The following is a 15,237-nucleotide window of genomic DNA, read 5'->3' as shown; positions in this document are numbered from 1 at the left end:
GGCGACTATCACTTCAATTTAGAACTAAAGCGTTAAAAATAAAAATAATTGCATAATAAAGGTTGATGCCAAACCTGTGTTGGGTAATATGTCGAATACTTGTAATAATTTTCTATCACGCTTAATTGATAGTCTATTACACCTAAATTATTAGTTTGCACTGTCCTTTTTTGCAGTGTTTTAATGGAGAAAAAAATGACTTACGCGCCTGTAACAGACGTACTAAGCGGTAAATTAGCCGTAAACAGTGAAATCACTGTTCGTGGTTGGATCCGTACACGTCGTGATTCCAAAGCCGGAATCTCTTTCCTTGCCATTTATGACGGCTCTTGTTTCGACCCGATTCAGGCCGTGGTCCCTAATGAGTTAAATAATTACAATGATGAAGTCCTAAAGCTAACAACAGGTTGTTCTGTTGAAGTAACGGGTAAAATCGTGGAATCTCCAGCAAAAGGTCAAGATTTTGAACTTGCCGCAACCGCTGTAAAAGTAGTTGGTTGGGTTGAAGATGCTGAAACCTACCCAATGGCAAAAACTCGTCACTCTATCGAATACTTACGTGAAGTGGCTCACCTTCGCCCTCGTACCAACGTGATTGGCGCGGTAGCACGTGTTCGTAACTGTTTATCTCAAGCTATTCACCGTTTCTACCATGAAAATGGTTACTTTTGGATGTCTGCGCCATTGATCACCGCTTCTGATGCAGAAGGTGCGGGTGAAATGTTCCGTGTTTCTACTCTTGATCACGCAAACCTACCGCTTACCGATAAAGGTGATGTCGATTACGACCAAGACTTCTTTGGTAAAGAAACCTTCTTAACCGTTTCAGGTCAGTTAAACGCAGAAACCTACGCTTGTGCATTAAGCAAAGTATACACTTTCGGCCCAACTTTCCGTGCTGAAAATTCAAATACTAGCCGCCACTTAGCGGAATTCTGGATGGTTGAACCTGAAGTTGCTTTTGCAGATTTAGACGATGTAGCAAAACTTGCTGAAGATATGCTGAAATACGTATTCAAGGCGGTACTTGCAGAGCGTCGCGATGACCTTGAATTCTTTGCTTCACGTATCGATAAAGAAGCGATCACTCGCCTGGAAAAATTTGTTGAGTCTGACTTTGCACAAGTGGATTACACTGATGCAATTCAAATCTTGTTAGAATCTGGTCGTGAGTTCGAATTCCCGGTTGAATGGGGTATCGATATGTCGTCTGAACATGAGCGTTTCCTTGCTGAAGAACACTTCAACGCACCAGTAATCGTTAAAAACTACCCGAAAGATATCAAAGCTTTCTACATGCGTTTGAACGATGATGGTAAAACGGTTGCTGCAATGGACGTTTTAGCCCCAGGTATTGGTGAAATCATTGGAGGTTCTCAACGTGAAGAGCGTTTAGACGTCTTAGATGCACGTATGGTGGCAATGGGTATCGACCCTGAGCACATGTCTTGGTATCGCGATCTACGTCGTTACGGTACTGTACCGCACGCTGGCTTCGGCCTTGGCTTTGAACGTCTTGTTTCTTACGTAACAGGTATGAGTAACGTTCGTGACGTGATCCCATTCCCACGTACGCCACGTAGTGCAAACTTCTAATCATTAGAATTTCAGCCTAATAAACGAAAGCCTGCTCACTTCAAATGAGCAGGTTTTTATTCCTTACCTCTCTATTTAATTATTCTCATCAACGATTTTGACTAATCAATCCCCCCATTTAAGCATTAAAAATGCTGAAAACGATATAAATTAGTCCACTTATTATCTAGTTAAAATTTCTTACAAATGACTATATTGTCAGTATTAAAAAGCTGTGATGTAATGAACATCCTTAACTCATAAAGGTAAATAAAAAACATATGGACGACCCCTTTAGTCGACTGTACACACACCAAGCTTCCACAATCTTGGGAGCGGCAACATGCTAGAACTTTTCTTACAACCAGAAACATGGGCTATTTTCGCCACATTATTCGCACTTGAGATCATCTTAGGCGTGGATAATATCGTCTTTATTTCGGTATTATGTGAACGATTGCCTGTACAACAGCGCAAGCTTGCTAGAAACCTAGGTATAAGCTTAGCGGTATTAGCTCGTATTATTTTGGTCTTTTCAATTTCATGGGTGATGTCATTGACTCAACCATTATTGAAAGTACAAGACTTTAGCTTCACCGGTCGCGATCTTATTATGATTGCTGGTGGTGGCTTTTTATTAGCTAAGAGTGCTAAAGAGCTTTGGTCATGGTTAATGCATTCAGAGCAAGCCAACTCTACTCATATGCGAACAGGTATAGCTGTCGTTTTACTGCAGATCGTTGCCATTGATGCGGTATTTTCAATGGATTCGGTGATTACCGCTATCGGTCTAACAAGTGATGTTCCAATCATGGTTGCGGCTATTTTGGCTTCAGCGCTTGTCATGATACTTATTGCAGAAAAGATTAATAACTTGGTTATTCAGTACCCTGGGTTTAAAACCTTAGCATTATTATTCTTGATATTGCTTGGCGGGCTTTTAATGGCAGAAGGATTCGCAATTCATATCAACAAAGGTTATGTGTATTTTGCGATGTTATTCGGTTTAATTCTTGAATTGTGTCATATACAACTTAAGAAAAAACAACACCGTGACATTCAAATAAAAACACATAGATCAAAAATGAAAATGCTTCCTATCTCTCAATAATATTAATTACTAGGATAATGGGCATCACAAATACCAAGTGATGCCCTAACCACATTTTATTGAATCACCATATTTCGGCCAGCAAACAGCCCAATTGTACCAGCGATACTACATAGAATAACAATCATCCAAATCACTTCGTTCCAACCATTATTTATTCCATATAGGTAGCCAGCGAGCATTGGTCCGATCGCCGCTAATAAATAACCTAAAAATTGAGCCATTCCCGATAGAGACGTTGCTTGTAATGGATTGCTCGTTCTAAAACTGATAAAAGACAGCCCCAAGATGAACCAAGCTCCAGATGCTAGCCCAAGTAAGAATGACCACATATAAGCAAACTGCGGTAATATCAATAGCCCCACAGATGACGCGCCAGCAATAAAACAAATTCCAAAGGCAGGCATACGCTGATCTGCAAGCTTTGCTACAAGTGGAATAACGAAAATCCCCGGGAGTGCTGTTCCAATTTGAAACACCCCATGTATTACTCCAGCTTCTGCTGAACTATATCCCGCCTGAACTAACAAGCTCGGCAACCATGCCACCATGGTATAGGTAAAATATGAACCACATCCTAAGTAGAAAGACACTTGCCACGCCAAAGACTTAGACCATAAGTTAATCGATATAGAAGCACCGTTATTCACCGCATTAGGCTTTTGGTTATTAGCTAATTGCGGTAACCAAATAACCATTGCAATAAATGTAAGTAAGCTCAATGTTGCTAATGACCATTGCCACCCTAATTGATGAAAATTGGCCAATGGTATCGAAAATGCCGATGCCAATGCTGAAGCAATCCCCATTGCTAAAACATAACTAGAGGTCATTAAAGCAACTTTCATTGGGAAATCTCGTTTTACCACTATAGGTAACAAGACATTTCCAATACTCACACCTATCCCAATTAACCCAGTTCCGATAAACAAACAACTGACACTACCAAGTGAGCGTAAAATCAAACCTATAGCAATAAAAACCAGTGCAAAAAAGATCGTATATTCGACTCCAAAACGTTTTGCTAAATAGGCAGAAGGCGGTGCAAATAATGCAAATGCGATAAGAGGTAATGTTGTCAGTAACCCTGCTTGAGTGGCCGATAATTGAAAAGAGCCAGAAACCATCTCAATCATTGGGGCTATTCCGGTAACTGGAGCCCGTAAATTTGCCGCAATGAGCAGCACCCCTACCACGAGTAACATCATACGGTTTTTCGTTGTCATTATTCTTTTCGTCTCTATTGATGATGTCGTCATTTAACCCTCTTTAAGCGTAAAAGCCATGTGGCCAAGGTATATATAGATTGCCTTTTTGCTTTTATTCTATACTCTTAAAACTTCTTTCCCGTTTTGTCATTTCATCTAGCATGCCTAGTTAGCTGGCTCAGCGCCAATTATTTAGGCTAACCATGACAAAATTACGTTTAAGTTATCAGACCATAGAATTTGGTAAAACTGATATTCATTTGTGTACCCTGCGCAATAATCAAGAATTTCACGACCCTGACGGTGTGGCGGAGAAACTCGGAATTTCATCGGCTTCTTGGCCAATATTTGGTGTGTTGTGGCCTTCGAGCCTAGTTCTTGCGCACTATATGTTCGATTGTGAAACGGGTAAAAAACGTATTCTAGAAATTGGTTGCGGCATTGGTTTATCAAGTCTTGTATTGAATGCGCAATCGGCTGATATTACTGCCACCGACTACCACCCTGAAGTGCAAACTTTCCTTGATCGTAATACTGAATTAAATGGCGATCGTTTGATTGATTTTGAACGTACCGATTGGGCCGATCTCAGTGATAATCTAGGCTTATTCGATATGATCATTGGCAGTGACCTACTTTATGAAGATAATCATATCAATCTACTGGCAAGCTTTATCAATGTTCATGCCAACCCGCAGTGTGAGGTCATTTTAGTTGATCCGGGCCGTGGTAGAAAAAACAAACTCAGCACCAAAATGATCGAGTTCGGCTTCACTTATACGAATGAAAAGCCCGCCCATACTGACTATATTGACGGTGAATTTAAAGGACACATCTTAAAATTCATTCGTTAATTATTTTCATTAGTAATTTGATTAAACGGAATTTCAAACACCTCTAATGTTTCGATGATACATTGTGGCTCTCCATCCCAATTCAAAACCACTTGTAAGTGCCCAACTTCTGGCATCGGCTTGTTCATACCAATATTTCAAACTACAGGTTGCCGTTTTTTCACCTTGTACAACAAGGTCGGCACAAGTATTGGCATCTTGCTCTGTGGCACAAAAGAAATCGGCACTAAATGAGGTGTAGCGTCGACGTAAATTTTCGTTTAATGAGAAAAGATAATGATTAAGATAAGATTTTGCACGTGGTGTCATTTGCCATTGTTCCATATTCATCCTTGAATATTGGAAGCTTAAACTAGAAGCACACTCACTGTCATGACGTTATCATCATTGATGATTGAAAAGTGTTACCGACCGCTTGAAAACTGTTCATTTTTAGTCTTTTGGCGATAAACTCTATAGATAAAAGATAAAAGTAAACAACCAACAGCGGGAATAGCTAAGGCTGATACATTCATGCGCTGGAATGCCACATACCCTAAAAGGCCACCACTTAAGAATCCACAGATAATCACACTAAACATAACGAATTTTCTTTTATTAATTTCCTGACCTTTTATTTTACTGCCTAACATCAATCCGAGGTCGGTAAAAATACCAGTTAAATGTGTAGTGCGAATAACTGCACCACTATATGTGGTTACCAATGCATTTTGTAAACCACAAGCCATTGAAGCTAGGCATAACCCCCAACTGATATGTTCGTGAAGTAAACTGGCTGAAAGAAACAACAATATTCCTTCCAACAACAAAACCAGATCATAATGCCGCCCTAACTTTAAGGATTCCCCAGAAATTAACACTCCTGAGATGGTTGAACCAATAACAAAACTACCTACTAAAGCGATTAAAAATACTGAGACTATAGGGCGTTCCAGCGCATTCACACCAATTTTCGTGACACTGCCTGATAAGTGAGAAATGGCTTGATGTTCAAAACCAAGCAAGCCGATGGCATTCACAAACCCCGCAATTAAGGCTAATGTGAACGCACCATATTCGACCCACTTCGGTAATTTGATAAACATAATCATCCTCTCAATAAATGACTGACAAGTGTACGCCTATTTATGCTTGATTGAATGATATGAATCAAACATATCACCAAGCATGATTTACGGTTGTAACCTATAGCATATAACGGTATAAATAATCGAATTATTTACTCATTTACATGGACGGAATTATGTTTGAAAAAGTACCTGCTGCACCTGCTGACCCGATTCTTGGTTTAACTGAAGAATTTAAGAATGATTCTCGCGCAACCAAAATCAACTTAGGTGTAGGTATCTACAAGAATGAAGAAGGTCAAACACCAGTATTAGCTACGGTTAAAAAAGCCGAAGCTGCATTACTTGAATCCGAGAAGACCAAATCTTACCTAACCATTGAAGGGACGGCCGAATATGGCGTTGCAGTACAAAAACTTCTTTTTGGTGCTGATTCAAAAATTGTGACTGATAAACTAGCAAAAACAGCTCAAGCACCAGGTGGCACAGGCGCACTTCGTGTAGCAGGCGAATTTATCAAACGTGAATTAAATGCAGGCAAAATTTGGATCAGTAACCCAACGTGGGCTAACCACGTCGGCGTATTTACTGCTGCTGGCGTAGAAACCGCGCAATACAATTACTACAACGCTGAAACTCATGATAAAGATTTTGATGCAATGCTTACTAGTCTAGCTGATGCTCAAACTGGTGATGTAGTATTACTACACGGTTGCTGTCATAACCCAACAGGTATTGATCCTACGGCTGCTGAGTGGGAACAATTGGCGAAACTGTGTGCCGATAAAGGTCTACTCCCACTATTTGACTTTGCTTACCAAGGTTTTGCTAAAGGTGTTGAAGATGATGCTGCAGGTTTACGTACTTTCGCGCAATACTGCGATGAGATTCTAGTAGCAAGTTCATTCTCTAAAAACTTCGGTTTGTATAATGAACGTGTTGGTGCTTTTACACTAGTAGCTGCAACCAGTGAAACCGCGACCACTGCATTTTCTCAAGTGAAGAAGATCATTCGTTCAATCTACTCAAACCCCCCAGCTCATGGCGCAGCAGTTGTTACTCACATCTTAAACGATGAAACGCTACGTGCTGAATGGGAAAAAGAAGTCGCAGAAATGCGTGACCGTATTCAAGAAATGCGAACCCTTTTTGTTCAAACATTAAAAGATGAAGGTGTAACGCAAGACTTCAGCTTTATTGAAGCTCAAAATGGCATGTTCTCTTTCTCTGGTTTAAGCAAAGAACAAGTTGCACGCCTGAAAGACGAATTTGCGATTTACATTGTTGGCTCTGGACGTATCAGCGTTGCAGGTATGACAAAGTCGAACATGGGCCCACTATGTAAAGGCATTGCAGCGGTTTTATAAACACCCCACAATCCAACTCTTACTTTCAAAGGTCAGCCTCTGCTGGCCTTTTTTATTGGTATCTCATTTTAAATATTAATCTTAATCCTGAAATTTTTTAAATCTTAAGCCTGTCTCTTAGTTTATTCCTATCGATGTACTACCATCGAAACACATCAATACCATATGGAAATCTATATGTTAAAAAAACTATTATTACTTGCGAGTGCAATCATTCTAATTGGCTTGTTTTTCGCTTTCGATTTACAACATATTTTGACCTTAAATGGGTTAAAAGCTCGCATGGATGATTTTAGCAACTGGCAACAGCGTTCCCCTGTCTTGGTTGCGGCGAGCTTTTTTATCATTTATATCTTGATTACTGCATTATCACTTCCTGGTGCCGCTATTCTGACTCTCGCCGCAGGTGGACTATTTGGCTTAACCACTGGATTACTTATTGTCTCATTTGCTTCAACAATTGGCGCAACATTAGCATTTCTGGTATCCCGCTACTTACTACGCGACACCATTGAAAAGAAATTTTCATCTCGCTTAAAACCAATTAATCAAGGCATTGAGCGTGACGGTGCTTTTTATCTTTTCACTCTACGCCTTGTACCAATTTTCCCATTTTTCTTAATTAATTTATTGATGGGTCTAACCAAAATAAAAACCCTTACTTTTTACCTTGTCAGTCAAATAGGCATGCTCGCGGGTACAGCCGTTTATGTTAATGCAGGTACTCAGCTAGCTCAAATAGACAGTTTAAAAGGCATCCTGTCTATTGATCTTATTATTTCATTTGCTCTACTCGGGATCTTTCCATTCATTGCGAAATCGATTATTACTGCCATTCAGAAAAGACGTGTTTATGCGAAATGGAATAAACCCAACAAGTTTGATCGTAACATGATTGTGATTGGTGGCGGTGCTGCGGGACTCGTTAGTAGCTATATCGCCGCCACAGTCCGTGCGAAAGTCACGTTGATAGAAACACATAAAATGGGTGGTGATTGCTTAAATTACGGTTGTGTTCCTAGCAAAGCGATCATCAAGAGTGCAAAAGTTGCCGAGCAATTCAGACACGCGGAAAATTACGGTTTAGATAATCACGCTCCCACTTTTTCATTTAAGAAGGTAATGCAGCGTGTCCATGACGTTATCGCCCAAGTTGAGCCACATGACAGCATTGAACGGTATACTAGCTTGGGCGTTGAAGTTAAACAAGGTTACGCCAAAATCATCGACCCATGGACGGTAGAAATGACTCTACAAGATGGTTCGATAGAAAAACTCACCACTCGAAACATTGTAATTGCTACTGGTGCTCGACCATTTGTACCGCCACTACCAGGCTTAGAAGACGTTGGTTATGTCACTAGTGATACCTTATGGGAAACCTTTGTCGAACTCGATGCTCCGCCAAAACGACTGATCGTATTAGGTGGCGGCCCTATTGGTTGTGAACTATCACAAAGCTTTGCTCGTCTAGGCTCTAAGGTTATTCAAATTGAAATGGCCGATAGAATTATGCTGCGTGAAGATTTAGAAGTCTCCGAACTGGCGCATCAAGAACTCACCCAAAGTGGCGTGCAAATTCTTACCGGCCACAAGGCTTTAAGATGTGAAAAACGCGATAAGCAAAAAATCATCGTAGTCGAGCATCAAGGCGCTGAAATTGAAATCGAATTTGATCAACTACTTTGCGCGGTCGGTCGTTCTGCTCGCCTTGAAGGATATGGTTTGGAAGAACTAGGGATAGAAACGAATCGTACCGTGCAAACCAATGATTATTTAGAGACCTTGTACCCTAATATTTTTGCTGCTGGTGATATTGTCGGCCCTTACCAATTTACCCACGTTGCAGCACACCAAGCATGGTATGCCGCGGTTAACGCCTTATTTGGCAACCTCAAAAAATTCAAAGTTGATTATCGTGTGATCCCTTGGACAACATTTATTGATCCAGAAGTTGCTCGTGTTGGACTAAATGAAACCGAGGCTCAACAACAAGGCATCGATTACGAAGTCACTCGCTTTGAATTTGAAGAATTAGACCGAGCTATCGCCGAAAGTAGCACCAAAGGTTTTATTAAAGTCATCACCCCTAAAGGCAAAGATACTATTTTAGGTGTTACTATCGTTGCTCAACAAGCGGGCGACTTAATTGCTGAATTTGTGTTAGCAATGAAACACGGACTTGGGTTGAATAAAATACTCGGCACTATTCATGCTTACCCTACTTGGGCGGAAGGCAACAAATATGCAGCTGGCGAATGGAAAAAAGCCCATGCACCAGAAACCATTTTAAACTGGTTAGAAAAATACCACACATGGCGTAGAGGCTAGTTTAATAGGCGAAATTTATTCGCCTATTGATGCAAACCTAACTGCAATTGATTAATTTTAGTTAACTAAAAAAGATATAATGATTAATGCTTTAGTTCATAAGCGTAATTGCCTATAGTTATTACAAATTCATAATACAATCGTGGTTCTTATGGAAGCCGAATTACAAGAAATTCAAAATTTTCTCGCTCAATTTCCCCCTTTTGATTCCCTACCGGAAGAAAAGCTCGCTTACGTAGCAAACAATACCGAAATTGCTTATTACCGAGAAAATACCCCTATCATCAAATTTGGTGACCATATTAAAGATTTATATATGGTCCGCTCTGGCGTGGTTGAAATTTACCGCCGTAAGGGTGAACTTTATAACCGTTTAGACGAAGGTGACATTTTCGGACAAATGGGATTATTGATGAACGGTAAAGTTCGTCTGCCTGCTACGGCAACCGCCGATTCTCTTATTTATTGTATTCCCGTTGATGTATTCAATGAACTATATGAAACTGAAGACACCTTTGCTGACTTCGTTGAAATTGAAAACCATGCACGATTACGTCAAGCACTTTCAGATAATAAGAATGCCAACGACTTAACCACTTCTAAAGTAAAAACCTTATTAACCCGTGAAGCCTTTAGTTTGGATAGGCATCAAACGATTCAAGCAGCAGCAAAATTGATGGCTGATGAAAATATCTCAGCGCTATTAATCACAGATGACTCCATCAATATTGACGAAGAAAATGATAACCAAGTGATTGGTATTATTACTGATCGTGATTTATGTACACGCGTACTAGCTGAAGGGTTAGATCCAAGTACAGAAGTCAGTGAAGTGATGTCCCATGAGCTGATCTCTCTTGATCACAACGCTTACATTTATGAAGCTATGCTATCAATGTTACGTTGTAATGTTCATCACCTACCTATTCTTAAAAATAAACAGCCTATCGGTATCATTGAGGTAGCGGATATCATTCGTTACGAATCACAAAATAGTCTACTACTGGTTAATCAAATATATCAGCAACAAAACATTGATGATTTGGTTTCGATTTCTGAGCAAGTAAAAGATTGCTTTGTTCGCTTAGTTCATGAAGATGCTAACTCACATATGGTGGGTAGTGCGATGGCAGTGATTGGACGCAGCTTTAAACAGCGTATTTTGGAATTAGCCGAAGAAGAATACGGTGAGCCACCAATTCCCTACTGTTTCCTTGCGTTAGGCTCGATGGCTAGAGATGAGCAGTTAATTGTAACCGACCAAGACAACGCAATTATTTTAGACAACAGCTATGATGAAGCGCTACACGGTGAGTATTTTGCCAAGCTGTCTGAGTTCGTCTGCCAAGGGCTTGCTCGCTGTGGTTATCACCTATGCACTGGTGACATCATGGCAACGAATCCAATGTGGCGTATGACGCGTACCGAATGGGAAGAATGTTTTGCTGACTGGATTGACAACCCCAATCCTAAAGCCTTATTAAACAGCTCTATCTTCTTTGATTTAGATGGCGTTTATGGCCGAGTAAAATGGGCAGAAAGCTTGAATGGCTTTATTGTTCGTCGGGCACGTAGAAATAATAAATTCTTAGCATGTCTTGCACGCAATGCGATTAATAGAACACCACCACTGGGCTTTTTCAAAGGCTTTGTAATGGAAAAAGATGGTCGTCACAACAACTCGATTAACCTGAAACGCCGTGGTACTGCCCCTCTAGCGGATCTTATTCGCGTACATGCCCTGGCTGTGGGTTCTCGTGCGCAAAATTCATTTGAACGTTTAGATGACATCATTGAAGCCGGCATTCTACCGAAAGGTCGTGCTGAAGATATTCAAGATGCGATGGAGTACATCTCCATGGTGCGCATACGTCACCAAGCATTAGATGTTGAAAATGAAATCGAGCCGGACAACAACATTGAACCGGACAATATGTCTGATTTTGAAAGACGTAACCTGAAAGATGCTTTCCAAATATTAAGTAATGCTCAGAACTTCTTAAAATATCGCTATCACGGTAATTCCTTTAAGAATGCCCCACCACCAGCGAAAAAGACGGAACCAATTCGTCGTAAGCGCTAATTTGGAGTGGATATGAAAAAGAAGACTGATAACAAATTGGCTTATTTGGATCCTAAGTTAACTTGGCAACAACACTTTGATCAGCAAGTTAACTCAGTAAAAGATTCACGTTTAAAACTCTTTTATCAAAGCGGCGTCATCGATCCCGAAACACCGCTATCAGAAGTCGAATTCGTCGCATTAGATTTTGAAACAACCGGTTTAGATATCGATAAAGACGGGATTATCAGCATAGGGTTAATTCCGTTTACCCTGCAAAGGATCTACTGTAAACAAAGTAAGCACTGGCTCGTAAAGCCGCGTAAGCCACTTAATGAAGATTCTGTGGTCATACATGGAATTACACACAGTGATTTATCTGACGCACCAGATCTAAGACGTATATTGGATGAGGTATTGGATTCATTGGCGGGAAAGATCGTCGTGGTTCATTATCAATACATTGAGCGTCAATTCTTTCATCGGGCATTAATGGAGCGGATCAACGAAGGTATTCTGTTTCCAATGGTGGACACTTTAGCCATTGAGTCTGAAGTACAGAAGCGAGCAGTCAGTGGTTGGTGGGATAAACTGCGTGGCAAAAAACCTGCATCGGTACGTTTAGGTTCTAGTCGTAGTCGTTATAACCTACCTGCCTATCAGCCTCACCATGCGCTTGTTGACGCTATTGCGACTGCTGAACTATTACAAGCACAGATTTATCACCATTACAGTCCAGAGACCCCAATTAAGGCCTTGTGGGTGTAATACACCTCTCCCTCAATTATTGTCTACATTGTAAAAATGTGACGTATACAAAAAAGGTTGGCGCGATGCCAACCTTTTTAATATCTAATATTTAGCTAGATGCTATTTCTTCACTGGCTTCGGCTCAGTTCGCATACCTAGTACTAGGCTAATACACATAATGATTAGCACGAATACAAATGGTAATGCTGTCGAGATTGCTGCCGCTTGTAGTGCACCAATGGCATTTGAACCACCAACCCACAATAACGCCATCGCAACCGCACCTTCAATGAAAGCCCAGAACATACGCTGAGGAACAGGCGCATCAACCTTACCACCAGCAGTAATACTGTCGATAACCAAAGAACCTGAGTCTGAAGAACTGATAAAGAATACCAGCACTAAACAAACTGCAAGCATTGAGATAATTTGACTAAATGGTAGTGCGTCAAACATTTCAAACATTGCCATTGTGGCATCATGGAAACCTTGCTCACCTAGCATACCAACTTTATTAATCAGTTGGTCAATACCAATACCACCGAAAGTACCCATCCAAACAACAGTAATAATTGTTGGAATTAGTAGAACTGCCGTTAAAAACTCACGGACTGTACGGCCACGAGAAACACGTGCGATAAACATACCTACAAATGGTGACCATGACATCCACCACGCCCAGTAGAATACAGTCCAACCATGCATCCAATCTTCATCAGGACGATTGAATGGATTTGAAAGTGGGATGATGTTTTCTACGTAGCTCATAAAGGTTTCTGGAATAGTATGAGACACAATTGAAAAACTCACACCACCAACAAACACCAGTAGAATAAAGGCAGCAACCATGTTGATATTACTAACTAGCTTTACGCCACCGTCGATACCACGGTATACCGAAATACCCGCTAACACGGTCACTGCAGCGATAACAATAAGTTGTAATCCAACGCCAGAATCAATACCAAAAATATGTCCGATACCACTGGCTGCTTGTTGAGCACCAAACCCTAATGAGGTTGCGAGGCCAAACAAAGTCGCCAATACTGCGATAATATCGATGATATGACCAGCCCAACCCCATGCGCGGTCACCTAAAATAGGATAAAAAACCGAACGAATAGAAAGCGGTAAACCTTTGTTATAAGTAAAGAATGCCAATGACAATGCCACTACAGCATAAATAGCCCAAGGGTGTAATCCCCAGTGATACATTGTTGCACCTAACGCCAAGCGCTGCGCTTCAGGCGTATTTGCAGCAACATTTAATGGAGTACCATACCAATCGGTAAAGTAAGCGGCAGGTTCTGCAACACTCCAGAACATCAAACCAATACCCATACCTGCAGCAAATAGCATTGCTAACCACGATAAGTATGAGTGCTCTGCTTTTGCATCATCACCACCTAAGCGAATTTTACCGAATGGTGAGACGATCATGCCTAAACAAAACAATACAAAAAAGTTGCCTGCTAAAATAAATAGTGAATCAAAATTATTAATGATTGAATTCTTAACACCATCTAATGCCGATTTAGCGGTTACTGGATCAGTCACTAACACTGCAATAATAAAAAGAATAGTCAACCCAGCGCTGGTGGTAAATACGGCGTTATGGACATCAAACCCCCACTTTTGAACATTATCTTGTCCAATCGTATAGTCGGTGCTGTCTATACTGTATTTATCTATACCCTTAGTCATAAAACCTCGTCCATCTGTGACAATATTGTGCTTAGTGTCGTATTAAATAGTTTACTCATTAAGCAATAAAACGTTAAGCACACAAAATTGATAAGGTTAGATCCTAACCTTGATCGAAAAAATATTCACTAAAACCCGATAAAAACCAACTTAATTGGTTATTTATTGTACTTAAAAGGCAATTTTTTAACAGTTTCACCAGATATATTAACATTACAATGATAACTCACTTTTGTTTTGCCAATTAAACAACACACTAACGCAATTATAACAAGCCATGTTCAACAGCGTATTTAGTCCGTTCTTCTATCAAATTTAAATTTAGTTTGTGCTTAATGTTTTGTCTATGTGTTTCAACGGTTCGATCACTAATATTCAATACTTTAGCAATTTTATTGCTACTTTATCCTTGATCAACCAATGTTAAAATTGTTTCTTCACGTCGACTTAATGGTTTCAACTTATGTTTTATGATTGATGCTTTTTGAGTAAATAACGTCTGTGTAACCGATTCACAAAAATAGGTCGAACCTTGAAAAACAGTTTAATCGCTTGAATGAGCTTATCGGAGAAAATATCTTGACTTAATTGAGTATATGAGGGCACAAAAAAAGCCTTCCTACTCAGAAAGTAGAAAGACTATTCTTGATGACTTTGTTTTACGACTAAGGCAATTCAGTGAGATTACAAGTGCATGAGATCCCATGATCTTAATTTACCTAAGAGGTTGGGCCGAATGAACGCCCTAAACAAAGCCGTAGCTTCAAGTTCGAAGGGTATAACCTTAAGCTAGTTTATAAATGACTTTATTACCAGCAACTTGCTCTTTCACTACTAGGTTTTCTTCAACTAGCTTTTTCAAACCGCCCGTTGCCCAAGCTGCTGCTTTTGCATCTTCTTGACCAGCCTCTAGACCAATTGCTTTAGGGCTGATACCGTCAGCATTAGCTGATACGATGTCTAATACTTGTTGCTGTTTAGGAGTCAGTTTTACATCTTGAGATGCTTCTACTGCCGCTTCAACCGCAGCACTGGCAACTTTTTCAACTTTCGCTGCTGCTGATTTAGTTTTAGCAACCGCTTTCTCTGCTTCTGGCTTAACTGCTTTTACTGTTTTTTCAGCAGCCGCTTTTGTTGCTTTGATTTTCTTTTTAAGTTTAAGTTGTACGTTGCGCTTATGTGCAAGTCTCATTGAAGTTCTCCACAAG

General features: G+C 40.3%; 12 protein-coding genes and 1 pseudogene. 7 read left to right on the top strand and 6 right to left on the bottom strand.

Annotated features, from left to right (window positions below; translation table 11 throughout):
• Positions 1–195 precede the first annotated feature (195 nt).
• Positions 196–1,596: an asparagine--tRNA ligase gene (gene asnS / locus ACE3G9_RS05710; RefSeq protein ID WP_417878867.1), complete on the top strand. Its 1,401-nt coding sequence runs from the start codon at positions 196–198 to the stop codon at positions 1,594–1,596.
• A 322-nt stretch (positions 1,597–1,918) separates the two neighbouring features.
• Complete coding sequence (locus ACE3G9_RS05705; protein ID WP_449218650.1) at positions 1,919–2,686, top strand: TerC family protein; 768 nt, start codon at positions 1,919–1,921, stop codon at positions 2,684–2,686.
• A gap of 56 nt (positions 2,687–2,742) precedes the next feature.
• Here the strand turns inward: ACE3G9_RS05705 and ACE3G9_RS05700 are convergent, their stop codons facing one another.
• Positions 2,743–3,945, bottom strand: coding sequence for an MFS transporter (locus ACE3G9_RS05700; protein WP_449218649.1), 1,203 nt, complete (start codon positions 3,943–3,945; stop codon positions 2,743–2,745).
• Between the two features lie 152 nt (positions 3,946–4,097).
• Between ACE3G9_RS05700 and ACE3G9_RS05695 the strand changes: the two genes are divergently transcribed.
• Positions 4,098–4,748: a class I SAM-dependent methyltransferase gene (locus ACE3G9_RS05695; RefSeq protein ID WP_417878864.1), complete on the top strand. Its 651-nt coding sequence runs from the start codon at positions 4,098–4,100 to the stop codon at positions 4,746–4,748.
• On the opposite strand, the gene ACE3G9_RS05690 is transcribed toward ACE3G9_RS05695, so the two are convergent.
• Both ACE3G9_RS05690 and ACE3G9_RS05685 read right to left on the bottom strand, forming a co-directional pair.
• The gene (locus ACE3G9_RS05690; protein WP_449218726.1) at positions 4,745–4,864 is read right to left on the bottom strand and encodes an ASCH domain-containing protein; all 120 of its coding nucleotides are present in this window, start codon (positions 4,862–4,864) and stop codon (positions 4,745–4,747) included. The two genes, ACE3G9_RS05695 and ACE3G9_RS05690, sit on opposite strands and share 4 nt — an antisense overlap.
• A gap of 288 nt (positions 4,865–5,152) precedes the next feature.
• Positions 5,153–5,833 carry a YoaK family protein gene (locus tag ACE3G9_RS05685; protein WP_417878862.1) on the bottom strand — a complete coding sequence of 227 codons (681 nt, stop codon included), beginning with the start codon at positions 5,831–5,833 and terminating at the stop codon, positions 5,153–5,155.
• A 158-nt stretch (positions 5,834–5,991) separates the two neighbouring features.
• Here ACE3G9_RS05685 and ACE3G9_RS05680 point away from each other — a divergent pair, with 158 nt between their 5' ends.
• The 4 genes from ACE3G9_RS05680 to ACE3G9_RS05665 all read left to right on the top strand — a co-directional run bounded on the left by ACE3G9_RS05680 (position 5,992) and on the right by ACE3G9_RS05665 (position 12,343).
• Positions 5,992–7,182 carry an amino acid aminotransferase gene (locus ACE3G9_RS05680; RefSeq protein WP_449218648.1) on the top strand — a complete coding sequence of 397 codons (1,191 nt, stop codon included), beginning with the start codon at positions 5,992–5,994 and terminating at the stop codon, positions 7,180–7,182.
• 177 nt (positions 7,183–7,359) lie between these two features.
• Positions 7,360–9,513, top strand: coding sequence for an FAD-dependent oxidoreductase (locus ACE3G9_RS05675; protein WP_417878860.1), 2,154 nt, complete (start codon positions 7,360–7,362; stop codon positions 9,511–9,513).
• Positions 9,514–9,664: 151 nt separating this feature from the next.
• Positions 9,665–11,596 carry a DUF294 nucleotidyltransferase-like domain-containing protein gene (locus ACE3G9_RS05670; RefSeq protein ID WP_417878858.1) on the top strand — a complete coding sequence of 644 codons (1,932 nt, stop codon included), beginning with the start codon at positions 9,665–9,667 and terminating at the stop codon, positions 11,594–11,596.
• A 12-nt stretch (positions 11,597–11,608) separates the two neighbouring features.
• Positions 11,609–12,343 carry a 3'-5' exonuclease gene (locus tag ACE3G9_RS05665; protein ID WP_449218647.1) on the top strand — a complete coding sequence of 245 codons (735 nt, stop codon included), beginning with the start codon at positions 11,609–11,611 and terminating at the stop codon, positions 12,341–12,343.
• 102 nt (positions 12,344–12,445) lie between these two features.
• Here the strand turns inward: ACE3G9_RS05665 and ACE3G9_RS05660 are convergent, their stop codons facing one another.
• From ACE3G9_RS05660 to ACE3G9_RS05650, 3 genes and pseudogenes are all read right to left on the bottom strand, one after another.
• On the bottom strand, positions 12,446–14,029 hold the full coding sequence (locus ACE3G9_RS05660) for a BCCT family transporter (RefSeq protein WP_417878856.1): 1,584 nt from the start codon (positions 14,027–14,029) through the stop codon (positions 12,446–12,448).
• 265 nt (positions 14,030–14,294) lie between these two features.
• Positions 14,295–14,611, bottom strand: a pseudogene (locus ACE3G9_RS05655) (response regulator transcription factor); the annotation flags it as partial.
• Between the two features lie 202 nt (positions 14,612–14,813).
• Positions 14,814–15,221 carry a MarR family transcriptional regulator gene (locus tag ACE3G9_RS05650; RefSeq protein WP_417878855.1) on the bottom strand — a complete coding sequence of 136 codons (408 nt, stop codon included), beginning with the start codon at positions 15,219–15,221 and terminating at the stop codon, positions 14,814–14,816.
• Positions 15,222–15,237: the final 16 nt, after the last annotated feature.

It is taken from the genome of Vibrio sp. E150_018 (assembly GCF_053544035.1).
The sequence above is the reverse complement of the archived record's forward strand: the minus strand, read 5'-3'. Positions and strand labels throughout refer to the sequence as shown.